The sequence below is a fragment of the Citrobacter sp. RHB20-C16 genome, assembly GCF_013890155.1.
Lineage (GTDB): Bacteria > Pseudomonadota > Gammaproteobacteria > Enterobacterales > Enterobacteriaceae > Citrobacter_A > Citrobacter_A amalonaticus.
Genome location: NZ_CP057630.1, coordinates 1,320,094 through 1,343,152 on the forward strand (window position 1 = coordinate 1,320,094; position 23,059 = coordinate 1,343,152).

Annotated in this window: 24 protein-coding genes; 11 read left to right on the plus strand and 13 right to left on the minus strand. The window is 54.7% G+C overall.

Annotated elements, in window-relative coordinates; genetic code table 11:
- Positions 1-219 precede the first annotated feature (219 nt).
- Entirely contained in the window at positions 220-759 is a 540-nt protein-coding gene (locus tag HVX64_RS06295) for a DUF3251 domain-containing protein (RefSeq protein WP_043001600.1), read from the minus strand.
- 152 nt (positions 760-911) lie between these two features.
- Here HVX64_RS06295 and nrdR point away from each other — a divergent pair, with 152 nt between their 5' ends.
- The 6 genes from nrdR (at position 912) to pgpA (ending at position 5,021) form a co-directional block, all read left to right on the plus strand.
- Positions 912-1,361 (plus strand): transcriptional regulator NrdR, encoded by a 450-nt coding sequence (gene nrdR, locus HVX64_RS06300; protein WP_042324561.1) that lies wholly within the window; start codon positions 912-914, stop codon positions 1,359-1,361.
- Between the two features lie 3 nt (positions 1,362-1,364).
- Complete coding sequence (gene ribD / locus HVX64_RS06305; protein WP_044258978.1) at positions 1,365-2,468, plus strand: bifunctional diaminohydroxyphosphoribosylaminopyrimidine deaminase/5-amino-6-(5-phosphoribosylamino)uracil reductase RibD; 1,104 nt, start codon at positions 1,365-1,367, stop codon at positions 2,466-2,468.
- A gap of 95 nt (positions 2,469-2,563) precedes the next feature.
- Positions 2,564-3,034 carry a 6,7-dimethyl-8-ribityllumazine synthase gene (ribE, locus tag HVX64_RS06310; protein ID WP_001021161.1) on the plus strand — a complete coding sequence of 157 codons (471 nt, stop codon included), beginning with the start codon at positions 2,564-2,566 and terminating at the stop codon, positions 3,032-3,034.
- A 19-nt stretch (positions 3,035-3,053) separates the two neighbouring features.
- Complete coding sequence (gene nusB, locus HVX64_RS06315) at positions 3,054-3,473, plus strand: transcription antitermination factor NusB (protein WP_042285962.1); 420 nt, start codon at positions 3,054-3,056, stop codon at positions 3,471-3,473.
- Positions 3,474-3,550: 77 nt separating this feature from the next.
- Positions 3,551-4,528 carry a thiamine-phosphate kinase gene (thiL, locus tag HVX64_RS06320; RefSeq protein ID WP_043001598.1) on the plus strand — a complete coding sequence of 326 codons (978 nt, stop codon included), beginning with the start codon at positions 3,551-3,553 and terminating at the stop codon, positions 4,526-4,528.
- On the plus strand, positions 4,506-5,021 hold the full coding sequence (pgpA, locus tag HVX64_RS06325; protein WP_043001597.1) for a phosphatidylglycerophosphatase A: 516 nt from the start codon (positions 4,506-4,508) through the stop codon (positions 5,019-5,021). The genes thiL and pgpA overlap by 23 nt, the downstream gene beginning before the upstream one ends.
- Positions 5,022-5,119: 98 nt before the next feature.
- On the opposite strand, the gene HVX64_RS06330 is transcribed toward pgpA, so the two are convergent.
- Genes HVX64_RS06330 through xseB form a run of 4 tightly spaced genes read right to left on the minus strand, consistent with a single transcriptional unit; the run spans position 5,120 to position 9,183 of the window.
- Positions 5,120-6,094 (minus strand): aldo/keto reductase, encoded by a 975-nt coding sequence (locus HVX64_RS06330; RefSeq protein ID WP_043001596.1) that lies wholly within the window; start codon positions 6,092-6,094, stop codon positions 5,120-5,122.
- A 56-nt stretch (positions 6,095-6,150) separates the two neighbouring features.
- Positions 6,151-8,013, minus strand: coding sequence for a 1-deoxy-D-xylulose-5-phosphate synthase (gene dxs, locus HVX64_RS06335; protein ID WP_043001595.1), 1,863 nt, complete (start codon positions 8,011-8,013; stop codon positions 6,151-6,153).
- Positions 8,014-8,040: 27 nt separating this feature from the next.
- Entirely contained in the window at positions 8,041-8,940 is a 900-nt protein-coding gene (gene ispA / locus HVX64_RS06340; RefSeq protein WP_043001594.1) for a (2E,6E)-farnesyl diphosphate synthase, read from the minus strand.
- Entirely contained in the window at positions 8,941-9,183 is a 243-nt protein-coding gene (xseB, locus tag HVX64_RS06345) for an exodeoxyribonuclease VII small subunit (protein ID WP_042324547.1), read from the minus strand.
- Positions 9,184-9,503: 320 nt separating this feature from the next.
- Here xseB and thiI point away from each other — a divergent pair, with 320 nt between their 5' ends.
- Positions 9,504-10,952, plus strand: a complete 1,449-nt coding sequence (thiI, locus tag HVX64_RS06350) for a tRNA uracil 4-sulfurtransferase ThiI (protein ID WP_043001593.1) — start codon at positions 9,504-9,506, stop codon at positions 10,950-10,952.
- A 36-nt stretch (positions 10,953-10,988) separates the two neighbouring features.
- Here the strand turns inward: thiI and HVX64_RS06355 are convergent, their stop codons facing one another.
- Entirely contained in the window at positions 10,989-11,684 is a 696-nt protein-coding gene (locus HVX64_RS06355) for a helix-turn-helix domain-containing protein (RefSeq protein ID WP_044258972.1), read from the minus strand.
- 170 nt (positions 11,685-11,854) lie between these two features.
- Here HVX64_RS06355 and HVX64_RS06360 point away from each other — a divergent pair, with 170 nt between their 5' ends.
- From HVX64_RS06360 to HVX64_RS06370, 3 genes are read left to right on the plus strand one after another with little or no spacing between them, the layout of a single operon-like run.
- Positions 11,855-14,188, plus strand: a complete 2,334-nt coding sequence (locus tag HVX64_RS06360; protein ID WP_043001591.1) for a molybdopterin-dependent oxidoreductase — start codon at positions 11,855-11,857, stop codon at positions 14,186-14,188.
- 4 nt (positions 14,189-14,192) lie between these two features.
- The gene (locus HVX64_RS06365; protein ID WP_044258969.1) at positions 14,193-14,738 is read left to right on the plus strand and encodes a 4Fe-4S dicluster domain-containing protein; all 546 of its coding nucleotides are present in this window, start codon (positions 14,193-14,195) and stop codon (positions 14,736-14,738) included.
- A 10-nt stretch (positions 14,739-14,748) separates the two neighbouring features.
- On the plus strand, positions 14,749-15,537 hold the full coding sequence (locus HVX64_RS06370; protein ID WP_044258967.1) for a DmsC/YnfH family molybdoenzyme membrane anchor subunit: 789 nt from the start codon (positions 14,749-14,751) through the stop codon (positions 15,535-15,537).
- Between the two features lie 75 nt (positions 15,538-15,612).
- Here HVX64_RS06370 and yajL read toward each other — a convergent pair whose 3' ends face one another.
- Both yajL and panE read right to left on the minus strand, forming a co-directional pair.
- Complete coding sequence (gene yajL / locus HVX64_RS06375; RefSeq protein ID WP_043001589.1) at positions 15,613-16,203, minus strand: protein deglycase YajL; 591 nt, start codon at positions 16,201-16,203, stop codon at positions 15,613-15,615.
- The gene (panE, locus tag HVX64_RS06380) at positions 16,166-17,077 is read right to left on the minus strand and encodes a 2-dehydropantoate 2-reductase (protein ID WP_044258965.1); all 912 of its coding nucleotides are present in this window, start codon (positions 17,075-17,077) and stop codon (positions 16,166-16,168) included. The genes yajL and panE overlap by 38 nt, the downstream gene beginning before the upstream one ends.
- A 113-nt stretch (positions 17,078-17,190) precedes the next feature.
- On the opposite strand from panE, the gene HVX64_RS06385 reads away from it, so the two are divergent.
- Positions 17,191-17,682, plus strand: a complete 492-nt coding sequence (locus tag HVX64_RS06385; protein ID WP_043001587.1) for a YajQ family cyclic di-GMP-binding protein — start codon at positions 17,191-17,193, stop codon at positions 17,680-17,682.
- 36 nt (positions 17,683-17,718) lie between these two features.
- Here the strand turns inward: HVX64_RS06385 and HVX64_RS06390 are convergent, their stop codons facing one another.
- From HVX64_RS06390 to cyoB, 5 genes are all read right to left on the minus strand, one after another.
- Positions 17,719-19,083, minus strand: a complete 1,365-nt coding sequence (locus HVX64_RS06390; protein ID WP_043001586.1) for an MFS transporter — start codon at positions 19,081-19,083, stop codon at positions 17,719-17,721.
- Between the two features lie 148 nt (positions 19,084-19,231).
- Positions 19,232-20,122 (minus strand): heme o synthase, encoded by an 891-nt coding sequence (cyoE, locus tag HVX64_RS06395; protein ID WP_080343218.1) that lies wholly within the window; start codon positions 20,120-20,122, stop codon positions 19,232-19,234.
- An 11-nt stretch (positions 20,123-20,133) separates the two neighbouring features.
- The gene (locus HVX64_RS06400; RefSeq protein WP_043001584.1) at positions 20,134-20,463 is read right to left on the minus strand and encodes a cytochrome o ubiquinol oxidase subunit IV; all 330 of its coding nucleotides are present in this window, start codon (positions 20,461-20,463) and stop codon (positions 20,134-20,136) included.
- On the minus strand, positions 20,463-21,077 hold the full coding sequence (locus HVX64_RS06405; RefSeq protein ID WP_043001583.1) for a cytochrome o ubiquinol oxidase subunit III: 615 nt from the start codon (positions 21,075-21,077) through the stop codon (positions 20,463-20,465). The genes HVX64_RS06400 and HVX64_RS06405 overlap by 1 nt, the downstream gene beginning before the upstream one ends.
- On the minus strand, positions 21,067-23,058 hold the full coding sequence (cyoB, locus tag HVX64_RS06410) for a cytochrome o ubiquinol oxidase subunit I (RefSeq protein WP_043001582.1): 1,992 nt from the start codon (positions 23,056-23,058) through the stop codon (positions 21,067-21,069). The genes HVX64_RS06405 and cyoB overlap by 11 nt, the downstream gene beginning before the upstream one ends.
- Position 23,059 lies beyond the last annotated feature (1 nt).

The window sequence follows — 23,059 nt, forward strand, 5'->3', positions numbered from 1 at the left end:
AGCCTATTATAGAAATCATTGCTCACAAAAATATGTCTTGTTTCACAGTTCTATCATTCACGTAATCGATTGCGTTCACGTTTGTGTATTTTAGCGCGGCGATTGTACTGACTTTCATGCTGATTGCCAACGTTGACAAAAACTGACGTGGATGTCAGTGGAGTCACAAAAAGAGGCGGAGGGATGTTGCGGAACGCACAAAACGTTCCGCAAGGAGGTTTATTGCGTAACAGGCTGGATGTCGTGGATACGCACAAATCCTAACTGGTCTGGGGTGAGGTTATTCAGTTGCAGCGGGATGTCCACATCGCTCGGTGCCAGCACGCTGGCCGGGGCATTGATCAACTGATTCTGCACATTCACTTCCTGATAATTGTCAGTAGTTCCCTGAATTTGCCCATATTCAACGGTGCCGCTAAAGGCCGGCAGCGGATCGTTGGATTCCCCCTGAATGCGCAGCGTCACCCGGGTGCCAGCGGCATTCGGCGCAATGTTGATAAGCGACATGCGCAGTGTGCCTATCTGACTGTTCAGCCGTGCGGGCGTATTGGAGCCTGGGAGCAGGTAAACACCACGGGTGGATTTAACGTTCAGACTGTTTTGCTGAGTAATCTTCACGGTTTCCTGATTAAGCTGATTCATCTCTTTATTCAGCGTTGAAACGCTTTGATGCATCTGGCGCACTTCGCTTTGTTGCGCGCAGGCGCTCAGACTAAAGAGACTTCCCACCAGGAGAATTCTTAGGTAACGTCTTGTCATCTCTCTTATTTCCTGAATAGTCGCGATACCATAATGGTAGTTCGTAATATGATCAAAGACATCGATCCATTGTCTCAAAAGCGTTGCGCCTTTGTTGTCACGTCAGTTCAGGTTAAAATAGATTTCTGTTAACCACCTGGTCAGGACGCCGTATGCATTGCCCATTCTGTTTCGCCGTAGACACTAAGGTAATTGACTCTCGTCTTGTGGGCGAGGGCTCTTCTGTACGCCGCCGTCGGCAGTGTCTGGTTTGTAATGAACGTTTCACTACCTTTGAAGTGGCAGAACTGGTAATGCCACGCGTTGTGAAAAGCAACGACGTGCGCGAACCGTTTAATGAAGAAAAGCTGCGCAGTGGAATGCAACGCGCGCTGGAAAAGCGTCCGGTGAGTTCCGATGACGTCGAAATGGCGTTGAATCATATTAAGTCGCAACTGCGCGCCACCGGCGAACGTGAAGTCCCCAGTAAGATGATTGGCAATCTGGTGATGGAACAATTGAAAAAACTCGATAAAGTCGCCTATATCCGCTTTGCCTCGGTTTACCGCAGCTTCGAAGATATCAAAGAATTTGGCGAAGAGATCGCTCGCCTACAGGATTAAGCCATGCAGGATGAGTTATACATGGCGCGAGCGCTGAAGCTGGCGCAGCGCGGGCGGTTTACCACCCATCCCAACCCTAACGTCGGCTGCGTGATCGTCAATAACGGCGAGATTGTCGGTGAAGGTTATCACCATCGTGCGGGCGAACCGCATGCGGAAGTGCATGCCTTGCGCATGGCGGGCGAAAAGGCCAAAGGGGCCACTGCGTACGTCACGCTTGAGCCCTGTAGTCATCATGGCCGCACGCCGCCGTGCTGCGACGCGCTGATCGCCGCGGGCGTTTCTCGCGTGGTGGCGGCGATGCAGGATCCGAATCCACAAGTGGCGGGACGCGGATTATACCGTTTGCAGCAGGCGGGCATTGACGTCAGCCACGGGCTGATGATGAGTGAAGTCGAAGCGTTAAATAAAGGTTTTCTCAAACGGATGCGCACCGGGTTTCCGTATGTGCAACTGAAACTCGGCGCTTCGCTGGACGGCCGTACAGCGATGGCCAGCGGCGAAAGTCAGTGGATTACCTCTCCCGAGGCGCGACGTGATGTTCAGCGTCTACGCGCGCAAAGCCATGCCATTTTAACCAGCAGCGCGACGGTGCTGGCGGATGATCCGCAGCTCACCGTGCGCTGGTCAGAACTCGGCGAGGCGACACAAGCTCTTTATCCGCAGGATGCCGTGCGTCAGCCGGTGCGAATTGTGATAGACAGTCAGAACCGCGTAGCGCCGGAGCAGCGCCTGGTACAGCAGCCAGGAGAAACCTGGATTGCGCGCACCAAAGAAGACGCACGCGTCTGGCCCGATTCGGTTCGCACGATTTTGGTGCCGGAGCATAACGGGCATCTGGATCTGGTGGTGCTGATGATGTTGCTCGGCAAACAGCAAATTAACAGCCTGTGGGTGGAGGCCGGGCCGACGCTCGCCGGTGCGCTCTTGCAGGCCGGAGTGGTTGACGAGCTTATCGTCTATCTTGCGCCTAAACTGTTAGGCAGTGACGCCAGGGGATTATGTGTGTTGCCAGGGCTTGAGAAACTGGCTGACGCCCCCCATTTCAAATTCAATGAGATACGCCAGGTGGGCCCGGACGTTTGCCTGCATTTAACCCCTGCGTGAGGCTTTCGAATTATCGAATTATTGGAAGCAGCGCACAGAATATTATGATAAAATCCGCCCCCCTTACGGGGCCATATCGAACCCGAAGGAAGAATATGAACATTATTGAAGCTAACGTTGCTACTCCGGACGCTCGCGTCGCCATCACCATTGCGCGTTTCAACAACTTTATCAATGACAGCCTGCTGGAAGGTGCGATTGACGCCCTGAAACGTATTGGTCAGGTCAAAGATGAAAACATTACCGTCGTTTGGGTTCCAGGTGCCTACGAACTGCCGCTGGCAGCAGGCGCGCTGGCGAAAACCGGTAAATATGACGCGGTGATTGCACTGGGTACGGTTATTCGTGGCGGCACAGCTCACTTCGAATATGTCGCTGGCGGTGCAAGCAACGGCCTGGCGCATGTCGCTCAGGACAGCGAAATTCCGGTCGCCTTTGGCGTCCTGACCACCGAAAGCATTGAACAAGCTATCGAACGTGCTGGCACCAAAGCTGGCAACAAGGGCGCGGAAGCTGCACTGACCGCGCTTGAAATGATTAATGTATTGAAAGCCATCAAGGCCTGATTTTTGTAAGGGGAAATCCGTGAAACCTGCTGCTCGTCGCCGCGCTCGTGAGTGTGCCGTTCAGGCGCTCTACTCCTGGCAGTTGTCCCAGAACGACATCGCTGATGTTGAATACCAGTTCCTGGCAGAACAGGACGTGAAAGATGTTGACGTCATGTACTTCCGTGAACTGCTGTCCGGGGTGGCGACTAACAGCGCGTACCTGGATGGCCTGATGAAGCCTTACCTGTCTCGTCTGCTGGAAGAGCTGGGTCAGGTGGAAAAAGCCGTACTGCGTATTGCGCTGTTCGAGCTGTCTAAACGCAGTGATGTGCCATATAAAGTGGCCATCAACGAAGCGATTGAACTGGCAAAAACGTTCGGCGCGGAAGACAGCCACAAGTTCGTCAATGGCGTTCTGGATAAAGCAGCGCCTGCGATTCGCCCCAACAAAAAGTAATCTCCAGGCCGTCAGTGAAGTGGAAGCGATTCCTCTCCCCTGGCGGCTTTTTCTTTTTTTCTGCTGAGGCATAACGTATGGCATGCGGCGAATTTTCCCTGATTGCCCGTTATTTTGACCGTGTCAGAAGCTCTCGTCTTGACGTCGAAACCGGTATTGGCGACGACTGTGCACTTCTGAACATCCCTGATAAACAGACGCTGGCAATCAGCACCGATACGCTGGTGGCGGGCAACCACTTCCTGACCGACATTGATCCAGCCGATCTGGCGTACAAAGCGCTGGCGGTGAACTTAAGCGATCTGGCGGCAATGGGGGCCGATCCGGCGTGGCTGACGCTGGCAATCACCCTGCCTGAGGTGGACGAACGCTGGCTGGAAACCTTCAGCGACAGTCTGTTTGATCTCCTGAATTACTACGATATGCAACTGATTGGCGGCGACACCACGCGGGGGCCGCTGTCGATGACATTGGGTATCCACGGCTTTGTTCCTGCCGGGCGCGCACTGAAACGCTCTGGGGCGAAACCGGGTGACTGGATTTACGTGACCGGCACGCCGGGTGATAGCGCCGCAGGTCTGGCGATTTTGCAGAACCGTTTGCAGGTTGCCGATGAGGGTGACCGCGAATATCTGCTCAAACGTCACCTGCGTCCGACGCCGCGTATTTTGCAGGGCCAGGCGCTGCGCGATCTGGCCAGTTCAGCGATTGATCTCTCTGACGGACTGATTTCCGATCTTGGGCATATTGTTAAAGCCAGCGCCTGTGGCGCGCGCGTCGATCTCGATGCGCTGCCGTGGTCAGGCGCGATGACGCGTCACGTCGAGCCCGAACAGGCGCTGCGCTGGGCGTTGTCCGGTGGTGAAGACTATGAGTTATGCTTTACGGTACCGGAACTGAACCGCGGCGCGCTGGAGGTGGCTATGGGACAGCTTGGCGTTGCCTTTACCTGCATTGGGCAGATGAGCGCGGATGTGGAAGGGATTCATTTCATGCGTGACGGAACGTCTGTCACTTTTGACTGGAAAGGATATGACCATTTTGCCACGCCATAAAGATGTCGCCAAAAGCCGCCTGAATCTGCTTAACCCGTGGCATTTACTGGCGACCGGGTTTGGTAGCGGCCTCAGTCCGATTGTTCCAGGTACGATGGGATCGCTGGCGGCGATTCCCTTCTGGTATCTGATGACATTTCTGCCGTGGCAACTCTATTCACTGGTGGTGATGCTGGGCATCTGTATCGGCGTCTATCTTTGCCATCAGACGGCAAAAGACATGGGCGTGCACGATCACGGCAGTATCGTCTGGGATGAATTCATCGGAATGTGGATCACGCTGATGGCGCTGCCGACCCTCGACTGGCGGTGGGTCGCCGCCGGGTTTGTGATTTTCCGTATTCTGGATATGTGGAAGCCGTGGCCGATCCGTTGGTTCGATCGCAATGTACATGGCGGGATGGGGATCATGGTGGACGATATTGTCGCCGGAGTGATTTCCGCGGGGATCCTCTATTTCATCGGACATCACTGGCCGATCGGGATTATTTGACGGGTGATGTCGGTGCCGGATGACGGCGTTAACGCCTTATCCGGCCAGGGATCGTGTGCCTGAGCCCGATAAGCGAATCGCCATCGGGCAATGTGAGGCTATTTAAATCCGGCGATCGGATGCGGTTTATACGGTGTTTCCAGCTCGGCGATGTGCTCGGGTTTCAGCGTGAGATCCACGGCGTTCAACAACTCATCAAGCTGTTCTTCCCGCGATGAGCCGATAATCGGCGCGGCAATCCCTGGTTTGCTTAACAGCCACGCCAGCGCCACCTGGGCACGCGTTGCGCCAAGCTCTTCGCTCACGCCGGCCAGCCGGGCGGCAATTTGCGCATCATTTTCGTCGCTTTCGCTATACAGCTTTTTCCCCACTTCGTCAGAAACCAGGCGCGCCGTGGTTTCTCCCCACGGACGCGTCAGACGCCCGCGGGCCAGCGGGCTCCACGGGATCACCGCCACACCTTCCTGATAGCACAGCGGCAGCATTTCGCGTTCTTCCTCGCGGTAGATGAGATTGTAGTGGTCCTGCATACTGACAAACTGCGCCCAGCCGTGCTGTTTTTGCAGCGCCAGCGCCTGGGCAAACTGCGACGCATGCATTGATGACGCGCCGATATAACGCGCTTTACCGGCCTTGACCACATCGTTTAACGCTTCCAGCGTCTCTTCAATCGGCGTGTTGTAATCCCAACGGTGAATTTGCAGGATATCGACGTAGTCCATCCCCAACCGTCTCAGACTGTCATCAATAGAACGCAGGATTTGCGCGCGGGATAATCCTTCCGGCAGGTCATCCACCCGATTAAACACTTTAGTGGCGACCACCACCTCATCACGACGGGCGAAATCGCGCAGTGCGCGACCGACAATCTCTTCACTGCTGCCGGCTGAATAGTTGTTCGAGGTATCGAAAAAGTTGATGCCGCCCTCAAGGGCGCGCTGGATGATAGGGCGACTGCTCTCTTCGGGAAGCGTCCAGGCGTGGTTTCCACGATTCGGCTCGCCGAACGTCATGCAGCCCAGACAAAGGCGGGAAACCCGGAGGTCCGTTTTTCCTAAGATGTTGTATTGCATTATTTCGCTCCTGTTATGCTCGTTATTCAGTAAGCATAGCAGGAGCGAAGTGGTGATTATGCCAACCAGGCCTTGATTTTGGCCTCAATGCCTGCGGCATCCAGACCCAACCCGGCACGGGCTTCATCCTGAGTTCCTTGCGGAATGAAGAAGTCCGGCAGGCCAATATTCAGGACAGGAACCGGTTTGCGGTGCGCCATAAGCACTTCGTTCACGCCGCTACCGGCCCCGCCCATAATGGCGTTTTCTTCCAGCGTCACCAGCACCTCATGACACGCTGCCATTTCAAGGATCAGGGCTTCATCCAGCGGTTTCACAAAGCGCATGTCGACCAGTGTGGCGTTGAGGGATTCCGCGACTTTCGCCGCATCTGGCATCAGCGTACCGAAGTTGAGGATCGCCAGCTTTTCGCCGCGACGCTTCACCACGCCTTTTCCGATCGGTAGTTTTTCCAGCGGTGTCAGCTCAACGCCGACGGCATTTCCGCGTGGATAGCGCACCGCCGTTGGGCCATCGCTGTAGTGATAACCGGTAAACAGCATCTGGCGGCATTCGTTTTCATCGCTCGGGGTCATGATGACCATGTCCGGGATGCAGCGCAGATAGGAGAGATCGAACGCCCCCTGGTGCGTTTGTCCGTCAGCCCCGACAATCCCCGCACGATCAATCGCAAACATGACCGGTAGCTTTTGGATCGCCACATCATGAATCACCTGATCGTATGCGCGTTGCAGGAACGTTGAGTAGATAGCGACAACCGGCTTGTAACCGCCAATCGCCAGTCCGGCAGCGAAGGTCACCGCGTGCTGCTCGGCAATCGCCACGTCAAAGTAGCGGTCCGGGAATTTACGCGAGAATTCGACCATGCCGGATCCTTCGCGCATGGCTGGGGTGATCGCCATCAGCTTACTGTCTTTGGCCGCCGTTTCGCACAACCAGTCGCCGAAGATTTTCGAATAGCTCGGCAGACCGCCGCTGCTTTTCGGCAGACAACCGCTGGACGGATCGAATTTCGGTACGGCGTGGAAAGTAATGGGGTCTTTTTCCGCCGGCTCATAACCCCGACCTTTCTTGGTCATGATATGCAGGAACTGCGGACCTTTCAGGTCGCGCATGTTTTTCAGCGTGGTGATAAGTCCCAGGACATCGTGACCGTCGACCGGGCCGATGTAGTTAAAGCCCAGTTCTTCAAACAGCGTGCCGGGCACGACCATGCCTTTAATATGTTCTTCGGTGCGTTTGAGCAGTTCTTTAATCGGCGGTACGCCAGAGAATACTTTTTTTCCGCCCTCGCGCAGGGAAGAGTAAAGTTTACCGGAGAGCAACTGCGCGAGGTGATTGTTCAGCGCGCCGACGTTCTCAGATATCGACATTTCGTTATCGTTGAGGATGACCAGCATATCGGGTTTGATATCGCCCGCATGGTTCATCGCCTCGAATGCCATCCCGGCGGTAATCGCCCCGTCGCCAATCACGCAGACGGTACGGCGATCTTTACCCTCTTTTTCCGCAGCAACCGCCACGCCGATGCCTGCGCTGATCGAGGTGGAGGAGTGACCCACGCTCAGGACGTCGTATTCACTTTCACCGCGCCACGGGAACGGGTGCAGGCCGCCTTTCTGGCGGATAGTGCCAATTTTATCGCGACGACCGGTCAAAATCTTGTGCGGATAAGCCTGATGACCCACGTCCCAGATGAGCTGGTCAAACGGGGTGTTATAGACATAGTGTAGCGCCACAGTCAGCTCGACCGTGCCCAGCCCGGAGGCGAAGTGTCCGCTGGAACGACTGACGCTGTCGAGTAAATAGCGGCGCAGTTCGTCGCAGAGTTTCGGCAGACTCTCTTTTGGTAGCAGTCGTAACTCCTGGGTGGAGTCGACCAGTGCCAGGGTAGGGTATTTGGCGATATCAAAACTCATCAGAGGCCTTTAAGTAAGACAGAGTGTTTATTTATTACGCTGGATTATGTAGTCCGCTAGCGCTTCCAGTGCCGAGGTATCGAGTGACTGTGCGGCCAGTTGGTTTAGCGACTGGCGAGCCTCTGCGATTAAATCCCGGGCTTTATTCCGGGCTTGCTCAAGGCCCAGAAGTGCAGGATAGGTACTTTTGCCAAGCTGCTGATCGGCGCCCTGACGTTTACCCAACGTTGCAGTATCGCCCACCACATCCAGAATGTCATCCTGAACCTGGAATGCCAGACCGATACTTTCTGCGTATTTGTCGAGTATTGGCAGTGCATTTCTGCCTTTTTCTCCGGCACTTAACGCCCCCAGGCGAACCGCGGCGCGAATCAACGCGCCCGTCTTATGACGATGGATTTTCTCCAGCGCCTCCAGCGGCACCTGTTTACCTTCGGCGTCGAGATCCAGCGCCTGACCACCGCACATTCCGGCGATGCCACTGGCGCTCGCCAGCTCGGAAATCATTGCGATTCGATCGCGGTCAGCAACTTCCGGCATCGGGGCGTCGCTGATAATCGAGAATGCCAGCGTTTGCAGGGCATCACCCGCCAGAATCGCATTGGCCTCGCCAAACTTGACGTGACAGGTCGGCAGGCCGCGACGCAGATCGTCATCGTCCATTGCAGGCAGATCGTCATGGATCAGCGAGTAAGCATGAATGCACTCAACGGCGGCTGCCGGGGCATCCAGCGTGTTCAGGCTGATACCAAACATCTGACCGGTGGCATACACCAGAAACGGACGCAGACGTTTACCGCCTAATAATGCGCCATACTGCATGGTTTCGACCACGGGAGTGTTCTGAAAGGGCAGTGGGGCAATAAAACGGCTCAGCGCCTGGTTGGCCTGCTCGACGCAGGCCTGAAGCTGCTGCGAAAAATCCATTTACTCGTTATCCGCTGTAAAAGGCGTAGGGGATGCGTCTTCATTGTCAGACAGCAGAATTTGCACACGCTGTTCAGCCTGTTGCAATTTCACCTGACCCTGACGTGCCAGCTGCACGCCACGTTCGAATTCGTTCAGCGCCTCTTCCAGCGGCAGATCGCCACTTTCCAGACGCGTTACAATTTGCTCCAGCTCGTTCAGCGACGTTTCAAAGCTGACCGGCGCCTCATTTTTCTTCGCCATAATAAATGTCGGACTCTCAGTATTTTCAGCCCTGATATGGTAACGGACTCAGAGCAATTATCAAATTTACCCACCCAACTTCAGGCTGCATGTACGTTGGCCGCATTCGCTCACTCCAGCCGCTTACGTGTTTAGCGCCAGGGGATATTCCCCTTTGCCGCCCGCCTGCAACTTGAATTATTGAGGGTATAACGCGCAATGTGCACAGGAATCGCGTGATAGTGGTATACTTCCGCGCCTGGATGCAGCCGCTTAACGGGGTTGCTGTACTATTTCTCCACGACAAGCCGTAACTGGCTTGCTAAAGAACCATTGCCGCCATGAAGTTTATCATTAAATTGTTCCCGGAAATCACCATCAAAAGCCAATCTGTGCGTTTGCGCTTTATAAAAATGCTGACCGGGAACATTCGTAACGTTTTAAAGCACTATGATGAGACCCTCGCCGTGGTCCGTCACTGGGATAACATCGAAGTTCGCGCGAAAGATGAAAACCAGCGTCTGGCGATCCGCGACGCGCTGACCCGTATCCCGGGGATTCACCACATTCTCGAAGTTGAAGACGTGCCGTTTACCGATATGCACGATATTTTCGAGAAGGCGCTGGTACAGTACCGCGATCAACTGGAAGGCAAAACCTTCTGCGTGCGCGTTAAACGTCGCGGTAAACACGAGTTTAGCTCTATTGACGTGGAACGTTACGTAGGCGGCGGTTTAAATCAGCATATTGAATCGGCGCGCGTGAAGCTGACCAATCCAGACGTTACTGTGCATCTGGAAGTGGAAGATGATCGTCTGTTGCTGATCAAAGGCCGTTACGAAGGGATCGGCGGTTTCCCGATCGGGACCCAGGAAGACGTACTGTCGCTGATCTCCGGCGGCTTCGACTCCGGCGTTTCCAGCTATATGCTGATGCGTCGTGGCTGCCGCGTTCACTACTGTTTCTTTAACCTCGGCGGCGCGGCCCATGAAATCGGCGTTCGTCAGGTGGCGCACTATCTGTGGAACCGCTTCGGCAGTTCGCATCGCGTGCGTTTTGTCGCTATCAACTTTGAACCGGTGGTCGGCGAGATCCTCGAGAAAGTGGATGACGGGCAGATGGGCGTGGTACTGAAACGTATGATGGTTCGTGCGGCGTCGAAAGTGGCGGAGCGCTATGGCGTGCAGGCGCTGGTCACCGGCGAAGCGCTGGGACAGGTCTCCAGCCAGACGCTGACCAACCTGCGTCTGATCGATAACGTCTCCGATACGCTGATTCTGCGTCCGCTGATCTCTTACGATAAAGAGCACATCATCAATCTGGCGCGCCAGATTGGGACTGAAGATTTTGCCCGCACCATGCCGGAATACTGCGGCGTGATTTCAAAAAGCCCAACGGTGAAAGCCATCAAGGCGAAGATTGAAGCGGAAGAACAGAACTTTGACTTCAGCATCCTCGACAAAGTGGTCGAAGAAGCCAGTAATATCGATATTCGCGACATCGCGCAGCAGACCCAGCAGGACGTGGTGGAAGTTGAAACCGTCAGCGGTTTTGGCCCGAACGACGTGATTCTGGATATCCGCTCCATCGACGAGCAGGACGATAAGCCGCTGAAGGTAGAAGGTGTCGATGTGGTTTCACTGCCGTTCTACAAGCTGAGCACTCAATTCGGCGATCTCGACCAGAATAAAACCTGGCTGTTGTGGTGCGAGCGCGGCGTGATGAGTCGTCTGCAGGCGCTGTATCTGCGCGAACAGGGCTTTGAGAATGTGAAGGTGTATCGCCCGTAATCGCGATTTTCCCCGGCCATCCGCGCCGGGGGAATCTTACTCCTGCAGATGAAGCGCTTCGACGCTTCTCACTAACTGTCCGGCAATCTGCGGCATGTCGTCTGCACTGAAGAACCCCATCGTCACGGCAATCGCCACCAGCTCTCCCTTTTTATTCCGTAGCGGACAGGCAATCGACTGTGCGCCAGGGATCCCCTGTGTCGGATGGTGACGCACCGCGTAGCCCCGAGAGCGTATCTGCTCGATCAGTTGTGCCTGCGCCTGGTTTTGCGGCTGATAAGTGGAATAACTCATGAATACCTGACCCGCTGAACTGGCGTGAAGCGGAACGGGCGTGTTGGGTAGAAAATCGATATCTACATTACGGAAGCTGCGATTGTAGTGCTTCAGCACTAATCCGCCGTCCGTCTCAACCACCACGCCGGTAGAGTGGTTAAAGGTATCGCGAAACGCGATCAGCGCCGTATTGAGTTCACTCACCGGATCGCGTGCTGCCGTTGGTTTCCCCGCCATCTGAAGAAGGGTTGACCCCAGGCAGTAAAGTCCTTTTTCGTTTTGCCCCAGCATACCGGTTCGACAGAGTGAGACCAGGTACTTGTGTAAACGACTTTTCGACAGATTGCATCCCGTGGCGATATCGATGGCCCGTGTCTGGCCGTTTTGACTGGCAACAAACGCCAGAATATTGACGGCGATATCAACCGAATTGACCCCTTGCGATGTTTCAGCCATATGCGTTCTCTTTTTTGATTCTTCGCGAGTATACCATCGCGGCTGAAATCAGTACTGCCTTCGCAATTTAAAAAGTGCACTACGCCTAAATGGTTAGATGTTGACCTGGGTCAGGTTAATTACTGGTGAACCTGGGTTAACTAATAATGAACTATTTTAGAGGCAAGAACATGGACGCATTGAGCAATATCCGCTTAAAAAGAAGAACCCTGTTAAAAGGGTTCGGTGTGGTGGGGTTATCTTCATTAGCACCGACGTTTCTGACGCTACGTCAGGCTAACGGTGCGCCTTTACCCCGATTTCGTCTTAAGCAATCGGACTACCAGACGTTCCGCTCGACCTGTGCGATGGAATGTTTGCACTGCAACCTGACGGCGTACGTCTGGAAAGACCGGTTAATGAAAATTGAAGCGACGAAAGGCTTCAATGTGAAGTGCTGTTTACGGGGAATTAGCCGTACCAAATGGGTCTATCACCCATTACGGCTAACGCAGCCATTGTTGCGGACGGGAGAAAAAGGCGAGGGGAAATTTAAACCGATCACCTGGGACGCCGCGCTGGATCTCATTGAAAAGAACATCCGGGAGACCATTGCCACTGAGGGCAATAAAGGGTTACTGCTCACTGCCGCTTCCGGGAACATGGACTCCATCAAGAACGATATGGCCAAAGCCTTTTTCGATTATCTTGGTGGCAGTACCAAAACCGCGGGGTCGCTCTGTTGCGCGGCGGTCACTGCGGCGATGATGCCGATGGTTGGCCTGCGCTATGCCGATACCCGCGATACCATTGCAGACAGCCGCTACATTTTGTGTTGGGGGAATAACCCGGCGGTCACCATGCATGCCTATTTTAAAAACTACTCACAGGCGCAGAGAAACGGCGCACGGTTGGTGGTGATCGATCCGCGATTTAACGAAACGGCGGCCAAAGCCGACGAATGGGTGCCGATCGTGCCGGGTACGGATATCGCCCTGGCATTAGGGATGATTAACATCATCATGCAGGAGAAACGCTATGACGCGGATTTCCTGCGCGCGCATACCGGTGCGGTTTATCTGGTGGATCCGCAGCAGCAACTGATGCGTGCCGACCCAAATGACGCGGACAGCTATCTGGTGTTTGATACCCAGAGTCAGACCCTGAAACGCCATGATGCGCCCGGCGTAATACCCGCATTGCTCAGCGAGGAATTACCTGCCAACAGTGAATTCACCACCGTGCTGGATAACGTCTGGGCGCAGGCAAAACCCTGGACAGCACAGAGAGTGGAGGAGGAGACTGACGTGCCCGCGCAGACGGTGCTCCGTCTGGCACGAGATTACGCTGCAACGCAACCGGCGATGATTGTTCAGAACATGTCGGGGGCACAGAGAACCGAGTTTGGGACTTACGTCGCTGCCAGCCAGTTCTATCTGGCGTTGATCACCGGCAATATCGGCAAAGCCGGGGCGGGGGTCTGCGATGCGGGTGGCGTCAGACAGATGGCAAAATTCTCGCCCATCGTTCCTCCGGCGCCAAATGCGGCCAAAATTCCCGCCATTCCTATTCCTAAAATTGGTGACTGGGTCGTTAATGAAAAACCGCATGCGATTAAGTTCTGGTGGAATATGACGCTGGGTGCGATGACCCAGTTACCCAACACCAACCAGGTCAGAGAGGCCTTTAAAAAGGTACCGTTTGTGGTAGTAGCCGACAATCTGATGAGTTCGTCTGCGCTGTACGCCGATCTGGTGCTCCCCGTCACGACCATTTTTGAGGATGTCAGCCTTATGGCGGGAGTGCGCAGTCACTATGTGCAACTGATGGAGAAGGCCGTGGAGCCGCCGGGAGAAGCCAAACCCGATTACTGGATTTTTGCCCGGCTGGCCGAACGCTTTGGTTTTGGCGAGGTTTTTAACCAGCCTATTGAGCACTATATCGACACCTGTCTGAAAGGCTCGGGCATTACCCGCGACATGCTGAAAAAGGGACCGGTATGTCCCGTCGAAGATGACTGGATCCCGTTTAAAGACGGCCAGTTCCTCACCTCGACCGGCAAAGCGCATCTGTACATTGAGGAGTGGGCGAAGAAAGATTTCCTGCCGGTGGTGACCTGGAAGCAGGTGAAAGAATCGGTTAAAGGATCGCCTGAACTGGCTCAAACCTACCCGCTAATGGCGGTGCAGCGCAAACTGGCGCGCAGCGTGCACTCCAGCCACGGGATGAATGAGTGGATCCTGGAGGTTCAGCGTAACCGCCCGAATGTGATGATCCACCCGGAAGATGCCCGTCAGCGAAAGATTCAGTCCGGAGAGTGGGTCGTGGTGTTCAATCACCGCGGTCAGCATCGGGCGATTGCCGACGTGACCACCCATATCAAACGCGGAGTGGTGAGTCTGGATAACGGCTGGTGGGAGCAGCAGGGCGGAAGCAGTAGCCATGTGACTAACGATCAGGTGGAAGTGTTGGGCAATGGACACTGTTGCAACAGTACGCTCGTCGATGTGAGAAGGGAGGCTTAATTGCATGAAACAGTATGGATTTCTTATTGATATGCAAAATTGCTACGGTTGTAAAACCTGTAGCATGGCCTGCAAATCAGAAAACATGACGCCGATGGGCGTTCTCTGGCGTCGGGTTCGTGAACGCCATACGGATGAACCCAATACGCAAGCCTTCATCAGTATGTCGTGCAACCACTGCGATGACCCGCAATGCATGAAAGTCTGCCCGGCGGGGACGTACAGCAAACGCGCCGACGGCATTGTCGTGCAGGATCACGATCGCTGCATTGGCTGCCGGATGTGCATCATGGCCTGTCCGTGGAGTGCGCCGGTGTACGATCCCGCAGAAGGGAAAACCAGTAAGTGCAATCTGTGTGCTGAACGTCTCGATGAAGGATTGCAGCCGCGCTGCGTAGAATCCTGTCCTGCAGGCGTATTACGTTTTGGCGAGATCGCAGAGCTGCGTAAGGAGCATACGACGCCATGGACGGTGCTGGAAAAACGCTACAACCTGCCCGATCACACGATTAGCCAGCCTAACATTGTCATTATTCCGCCGCGGGATTAAGGAGAACAACATGGAACAGTATGAATTGCCGTTGGTCTTCTTCACCGTCTTTGCTCAGTGGGGGACTGGCGGGGTACTGGCGCTGACGCTATGCCAGGCTTTCAGCACACAGAAATTCAGCGCAATGCAGTGTCGTACGCTGGCGCTTCGGTTCTGGATCATTACCGTGCTGGGGTCCTGTGCGTCGCTGGCGCATCTGGGCGCGCCTGAAGGTGCTTACCGCTCTCTGACTGGACTGGGAAGCTCCTGGCTCAGTCGGGAAGTGGCCGCGTTTATTGTGCTCAATGGCGTGATGTTTTGCTGGCTACTGCTGTGCTGGTTCAGGCCTGCGCCGCGCGGAGTGACGCTGCTGGGCGGTGTGACGGCACTGGTGGGATTGGGCACTATTCTGGTGACGTCGCAGGTCTATTACCAGATGCCGTTACACCCGCTCTGGCACAACGCTGCGACGCCTGCCGCTTTCCTGGGAACGGCGCTGCTGACGGGGTTTATGAGTGTCGCCATTGCCAGAGCGTACTGGCACCTTTCACCTTCTACGGTCTGTAATGCGGGGATTGTGGCGGGCATTGTACTGAGTGCAGGCGCACTGGGCCTTCGCTATCAGGTTCCGGGTGCCGATGCATCCAGCCCTCTGCTCTGGTGGCAGCTGTTCGCCAGCGTGTGCGTCGCAGTGTGGGGAGTATCACGTCTGAACAGCGGGATGCGCAGTTGGCTATGGGTGGCACTCATCATCACGGGAGAACTGGCCGGTAGAATGCTGTTTTACAGCAATGTCATGAGTTCCGCGCCCTGGTTTTGAATGATTGGTCTCCAGGCCGGATGGCGACGCTAAAGCGTCTTATCCGGCCTGGAGACTGACATGTGTGGCGTCATCTTACTCGTAGTAATTATAAATGCCTGCCGCCATCACCAGTTGTGACGCCACTTCATGGGCTTTCTCACGCCCAACCAGCAGGTCGATAATCTTTAAGCCAAAATCGATTGAGGTCCCCGGGGCCTGGCTGGTAAGTAATTTGACCCGCGGGTCCCACACCACGCGTTTATCCTGCCATTGTTCTGCGGGTATTTTATCTTTCAGCGCCGGGAAACCGGTCATATTGCCGATGGGAAAAATGTCATGCGGAACGAGTACGGTAGCGGCTGCCGCGCAAATGGCGGCGACAATCCGTCCGGAACGGTGAAACTGTTTAACGGTTTCAACCAGCAGCGTGCTGTCGCGAAAACACTCGGCGCCCTTAATGCCGCCCGGCAGGACGATGATGTCGTAGTCGCCATCGGCCACGGCAACCAGCGGCGCATCCGCCAGCAGTTTTACGCCGCGTGAACAGACAATGGTCAGACTGCCGTCGCTGGCGACGCTCGCGGTGGTGACGTTGATTCCACCACGAACCAGCAGGTCGATAGTGGTAACCGCTTCGGTTTCTTCACTACCAGGGGCGAGGCATACCAGTGCCGATGCGCTCATACTCACTCTCCTTACGTTTTACTAACTCAAACAGGCGGCTGTTTTCCGGCACCGCAATCCCGTGGGCACGGGCGCGTTTCAACAGATAGCCGGTAATGTAGTCTATCTCGGTATGACGCATGGCCCGGATATCCTGCAGCATAGACGAGATGTTTTCTGCTGTGCTGTCAATAACTTGCTCGACATAATAGCGTAAGTCGTCCACCGAGGTATGGTGACCTTCGCGCTCAATGACCGCCGCGACTTCCTGGCAAATCAGATTGACCTCTTCAGGATGGTTGCGCAGTTCGCCATTCGGGCAGTTCCACAGCGCGGTCAGGGGATTGATCACACAGTTCACCGCCAGCTTGCGCCACATCTCAGCACGAATATTATTATGCCAGGCGACGTCAGGCAGCACGCATTGCAGCAAATCGGCGAGATAGCTGAAATCGCCATCCTGCTCGCGCGCCGGACCGATACGCGTGGTGCCGTTCGCGACGTGGATAATGACGTTGCCATCGCGACGTGCAGCGTGGGTGGTCGTTCCCATCAGCAAGGGTTGGTGGATAGCGTGCAATTCTTCAATCGTTCCCATGCCGTTATGGATCAACAGAATGGGCGTCATTTCCGACAGCGTTGACGCCAGCGCTTTGACCGCGTCGGAGACCTGCCACGCTTTGAGCGTCACCAATAGCAAATCGCTGGTGGCTAAAAACTCCGGATCGTTTGCCGTCAGGGATTCGTTAAATATCGACCCGTCCGTCTCAATCACATTCACGCTGCAATAGGGCTGCGGAACGCGCAGCCAACCTTGTACTTCATGTCCCTGTTTGCACAGCGCCGAAAGCCATAACTGTCCTAAGGCTCCGCATCCCAGTACGGTAATTTTCATTCTTCCTCCTCACCCGCAACAGCACCAGGTGTTTGCTAACATAGTATAGCGCTGTCTGTTGAGTCACTTTGCAGGTATTATGCTTCGCATCAAAAATGAAGGGAGAGGAAAAGATGCCATCTTTCGATATTGTGTCTGAAGTTGATCTTCAGGAAGCTCGTAACGGCGTAGATAACGCCATTCGGGAAGTTGAGTCACGTTTTGATTTTCGCGGCGTTGAAGCGACCATTGAGCTCAATGATGCCAATAAAACCATCAAGGTGCTGAGCGAATCCGATTTCCAGGTCAACCAGTTGCTGGATATTCTGCGTGCCAAGTTGCTTAAGCGCGGCATTGAAGGGGCATCGCTTGATGTACCGGAAGAGTTCGTGCACAGCGGGAAAACCTGGTTTGTCGAAGCGAAGCTGAAGCAGGGCATCGAGAGCGCCGTGCAGAAGAAGATCGTTAAGCTGATTAAAGACAGCAAGCTGAAGGTGCAGGCGCAGATTCAGGGCGAAGAGATTCGCGTGACCGGGAAATCCCGCGATGACCTCCAGTCCGTGATGGCGCTGGTGCGCGGCGGCGATTTGGGACAGCCGTTCCAGTTTAAAAACTTCCGCGATTAATCTTTAACGGTCCGGCTTTCCGGACCGTTTTCTTTTTTACGCCTGGCTGATGGCCTGTTCAACCTCAAAGCGGTTGGTCACTTTGCTGTCGATCTTCACATAGGCGGAATGTTCCTGCTGTGCAATCAACACTTCACTGACGCCTTCTGTTGCCAGTAAACGCTGCTTCAGCACGTCATCGGCTGCAATCTCCGGTGGAATGACCACCCGCAGGCTGCTGACATACGGCGGCTCTTTCATGGTGCTGGCGACGGCAAGCCAGACAACGGCTAAAAACGCTCCGGCAAGGAAAACCGTCTGACCGTCAAACATCCCATCGACCCAACCGCCCAGTGACCCGCCCAGCGCGACGCCGAGGAACTGGCTGGTGGAATACACGCCCATCGCCGTGCCTTTATAGCCCGCCGGAGATTCTTTGCTGATGAGCGAAGGGAGGAGGGCTTCCATCAGATTGAAGGCGAGGAAGAACAATTGCACACCGATAATCAGTTCCCAGAAATGGCTGCCCGCGCCCCAGAGAACAATCTCGGCAATCACAATCAGCGCGACGCAAAACAGGAACACCCGTTTCATCCGCCGCTTCACTTCGGCGTAGATAATAAACGGGACGACCGAGCCAAACGAAATCAGCATCGTCACCAGATACACTTTCCAGTGTTCCGCTGCGGGTAGCCCGGCATCAGCCAACTGGCCGGGTAGGGCAACGAAGGTGGACATCAGCAGAATGTGCAGACACATGATGCCAAAGTTGAGTTTCAGCAGTTTCGGTTCCGCCAGCACTTTGCTGAAGCTGCCTTTCACCATTCCTGATTCGCGATTGAGCACGTGGTTGTCACTGTCTGGCACCACCCACAGCGTCAGGACGATCCCAAGCGTCGCCAGGACGGCGATCATCCAGAAGAGGGCGTTGAGACCCAGGGCGTGGGTGATGATTGGCCCAAGCACCATGGCGATCGCGAAGGTGATGCCAAAGCTTACGCCAATAAACGCCATCGCTTTCGTGCGGTTTTGCTCGCGGGTTAAATCTGACAGCAGCGCCATCACCGCGGCGGCAATCGCGCCCGAACCTTGTAACGCGCGGCCAAGAATAATGCCCCAGATGGAGTCTGACAGCGCGGCGATAATACTGCCGAGAATAAACACCGCTAACCCGCCGACAATCAGCGGCTTACGACCGATACGGTCGGAAAGCAGTCCGAAGGGGATCTGAAAAATAGCCTGCGCCAGACCATAGATGCCGATGGCGAGTCCAATCAAGGCTTCACTGGCGCCCTGTAGCGCCATACCGTATGTGGTCAGAACCGGCAGGACCATAAACATGCCAAGCATGCGCAGCGAAAATACGGTCCCTAAACCCCAGGTGGCGCGCAACTCACCCGGCGTCATTTTATAATCGTTCATTCCCACCTCTGTCTCAATTTCGCGCCTAGTGTAAAGCGCTAAGCAGGCGGGGTAAACATGAGGTTATTGAGTAAATATTACCGGAAGAGAGATTTGTGACAGAAATAGAAAAGGGTGCCGAAGCACCCTTTTAATACCGTTATCTGGCTTACCAGACGTAGGTCAGCAGATTGTGTGAATCCGGCACCATAAAGTCGACGGACATCATCACGGAGAGCGCGGTAATGGCGATGATGGAGAAACCGAACAGCTTGCGCGCCCAGACTCTGTCATCTTCCACTTTGTAACCGCGCAGCGCCATGCCTAACCACCAGACGCTCACCGCTGCCGCCACCACCAGATATTTATATCCGGCATAGCCGCCCAGAGAGAGCATCAGCGTCGCGATGGCAAATGCGATGATGTACAGCGTAATGTGGTTCTTGGCGACGGAAATGCCTTTCACCACCGGCAGAACCGGGATGTTAGCCGCCTGATAATCCTTAAAGCGGAAAATCGCGATGGCATAGGAGTGCGGCATCTGCCACAGGCTGAAAATCGCCAGCAGAATCAGCGCGCCGCTGTCGAACTCTCCGGTGACTGCGCAGTAGCCGATCACCGGCGGCGCCGCGCCGGAGAGAGAGCCGATCAGCGTCCCGTAGACCGAGTGGCGTTTCATATACAGGCTGTAAACGCCCACATAAACCACAAAGCCCATCACCCCCAGCCAGCAGGCCAGAGGGTTCGCGCCAAACCACAGCAGCATGAAGCCAGCAATACCCAGCAGGGTGGCGTACACCAGCGAGACTTTAGGAGAGATCAGGCCTCTTACCAGCACCCGATTCTTGGTCCTTTCCATCTTTCTGTCGATATCCCTGTCGATGTAGTTGTTAAATACACAACCCGACGCCACAACCAGTGACACTCCGACCAACGTGTAGATGAACAGGGGATAGTCGATGCTGCCCTTGGAGGCCAGCAGGAACCCCCCGATCACCGAGATCAGGTTGCCAAAGATGATGCCTGGTTTCGTTACTTGCAGGTATTGCTTAAACATCATAACCGCCGCTCTTAGTGCATCATCATATTGTAGTTGAGGTTCCACATGATCCAGATGGAACCGACAACCAGGATGGCGATGATCAGCACGGTAAAGACAAAAGCCGTCATGTTCCAGCCTTCATCAGATTTGGTGTTCATGTGCAGGAAGCACACCAGATGCACCAGAATCTGCACCACTGCCATTGCCAGGATAGTCCCCAGAATTACGGCCGGAGAGGCAGCACCTGTCATTACCATCCAGAACGGAATGACCGTCAGGATGACCGACAGGATAAATCCTGTCATGTAGGTTTTTACGCTGCCATGGGACGCGCCGCTGTTCACGTTAGAATGACTCATTACATCGCCCCCATCAGATAAACAACAGTGAACACACAGATCCACACCACGTCCAGGAAGTGCCAGAACAGGCTCAGGCACATGATGCGGGTGCGGTTGGTGCTGGTCAGGCCGCGACGGGCGATCTGAACCATCAGCACGGCCATCCAGATAAGACCGGACGTCACGTGCAGACCGTGGGTGCCGACCAGCGCGAAGAACGCAGAAAGGAAGCCGCTGCGATCCGGGCCCATACCGTTAACAATCAGATGATGGAATTCATAGATTTCCATCCCGATGAAGCCGGCACCAAACAAGAAGGTCAACGCCAGCCAGGAAACCACCTGGCTCTTGTTGTTCTTGTGCATGGCGATCGCCGCCATGCCATAGGTAATGGAGCTGAACAACAGCAGGAAAGTTTCAACCAGAACGAACGGCAGTTCGAAAATGTCCTTACCTGTCGGGCCACCTGCGGTGCCGTTCACCAGAACGGCATAGGTAGCAAACAGAATAGAGAACAGAATGCAGTCGCTCATCAGGTAGATCCAAAATCCGAAGATTTTGTTCTGGCCTGCATCGTGGTGCCCGTGTTCGTGCGCGTGGGCAGTCGCGTGCGCTAAAGTATCAGTTGCCATTTTTCAGCCCTGCCTTAGTAATCTCATCGAAATGCTGGTTTTCCAGTTTTTCGATTTCCGGGACCGGCACGTAGTAGTCCACATCTTCATCAAAGCTTTTCACAATCCAGCTGATGATCATGCCTGCGAAGCTTGCAATAGCCAGCCACCAGATATGCCAGATCATGGCGAAACCAAACAGCGTAGCGAAGGCGGTAATGACGATACCGGCACCGCTATTCTTCGGCATATGAATCTCTTCATAGTGCGCAGGTTGCTTGTACGCTTCACCTTTTTCTTTCATTTCCCAGAAGGCATCACGCTCATGAACGTGTGGCACAACGGCAAAGTTATAGAACGGAGGCGGAGAAGACGTTGCCCATTCCAGCGTACGGCCACCCCATGGGTCACCGGTCAGATCACGGTTCTGTTCGCGGTCGCGAATAGAAACATACATCTGAATGAACTGGCACAGGATACCGACCGCAATCAGCGCGGCGCCACAGGCAGCAACAACCAGCATCGGATGGAACTGAGGGTCAATCTGCTGGCTGAGACGACGAGTCATCCCCATAAAGCCCAGCACATACAGCGGCATGAAAGCAACGAAGAAGCCGATGATCCAGAACCAGAATGCGCGTTTACCCCAGGTTTCGTTCAGCGTGAAGCCAAACGCTTTTGGCCACCAGTAGGTCATACCCGCGAAGCAACCAAATACGACGCCGCCGATAATAACGTTATGGAAGTGCGCAATCAGGAACAGACTGTTGTGCAGTACAAAGTCCGCGCCCGGGACCGCCAGCAGTACGCCGGTCATCCCGCCGACTGAGAAGGTCACGATAAAGCCGATCGTCCACAGCATTGCTGAGTGGAATACGATACGGCCCTGATACATGGTGAACAGCCAGTTGAAGATCTTCACCCCGGTCGGGATGGCGATAATCATGGTGGTAATACCGAAGAAGGCGTTAACGTTCGCACCGGCACCCATGGTAAAGAAGTGGTGCAGCCAGACGATGAACGACAATACGGTAATACACACGGTTGCCCACACCAGCGAGGTGTAACCAAACAGACGTTTACGTGAGAAGGTCGCGGCGATTTCCGAGAACACCCCGAATACCGGCAGAATCAGAATGTACACTTCCGGATGGCCCCAGGCCCAAATCAGGTTGATGTACATCATCATGTTGCCGCCCATATCGTTGGTAAAGAAATGGGTGCCCAGATAACGATCCAGGGTAAGCAACGCGACGGTAACCGTCAGAATCGGGAAGGAGGCGATAATCAGGATGTTTGCGCATAGCGATGCCCAGGTAAAGACCGGCATCTTGAACATGGTCATGCCTGGCGCGCGCATCTTAATGATAGTCACAAAGAAGTTGATACCGGTCAGGGTTGTACCAATACCGGACAACTGGACTGCCCATATCCAATAGTCGACCCCGACGCTTGGACTGTACTCAATTCCCGAGAGCGGCGGGTACGCCAGCCAACCGGTCTGCGCGAATTCACCCACACCCAGAGACAGGTTAACCAGGATAACGCCGACAACGGTGAACCAGAAGCTCAGGTTGTTCAGGAACGGGAACGCAACGTCACGCGCACCAATCTGCAGTGGAACCACCAGGTTCATCAGACCGATAACAAATGGCATTGCCACGAAGAAGATCATGATCACGCCGTGAGCCGTGAATATCTGATCGTAGTGGTGAGGCGGCAGGAAGCCCGCTTCACCTGCAGACGCCAGCGCTTGCTGACTACGCATCATGATGGCGTCAGCAAAGCCACGAACCAACATGACGATAGCGACGATGACATACATGATGCCAAGGCGTTTGTGGTCAACCGAAGTTAGCCACTCTTTCCACAGGTAGGTCCACTTACCAAAGTAAGTAATCAGGCCAAGTAAAGCCGCACCACCGATGATAATAGCAGCGATCGTAACCATGACGATGGGTTCATGGAACGGAACTGCATCCAGTGTCAATTTTCCGAACATC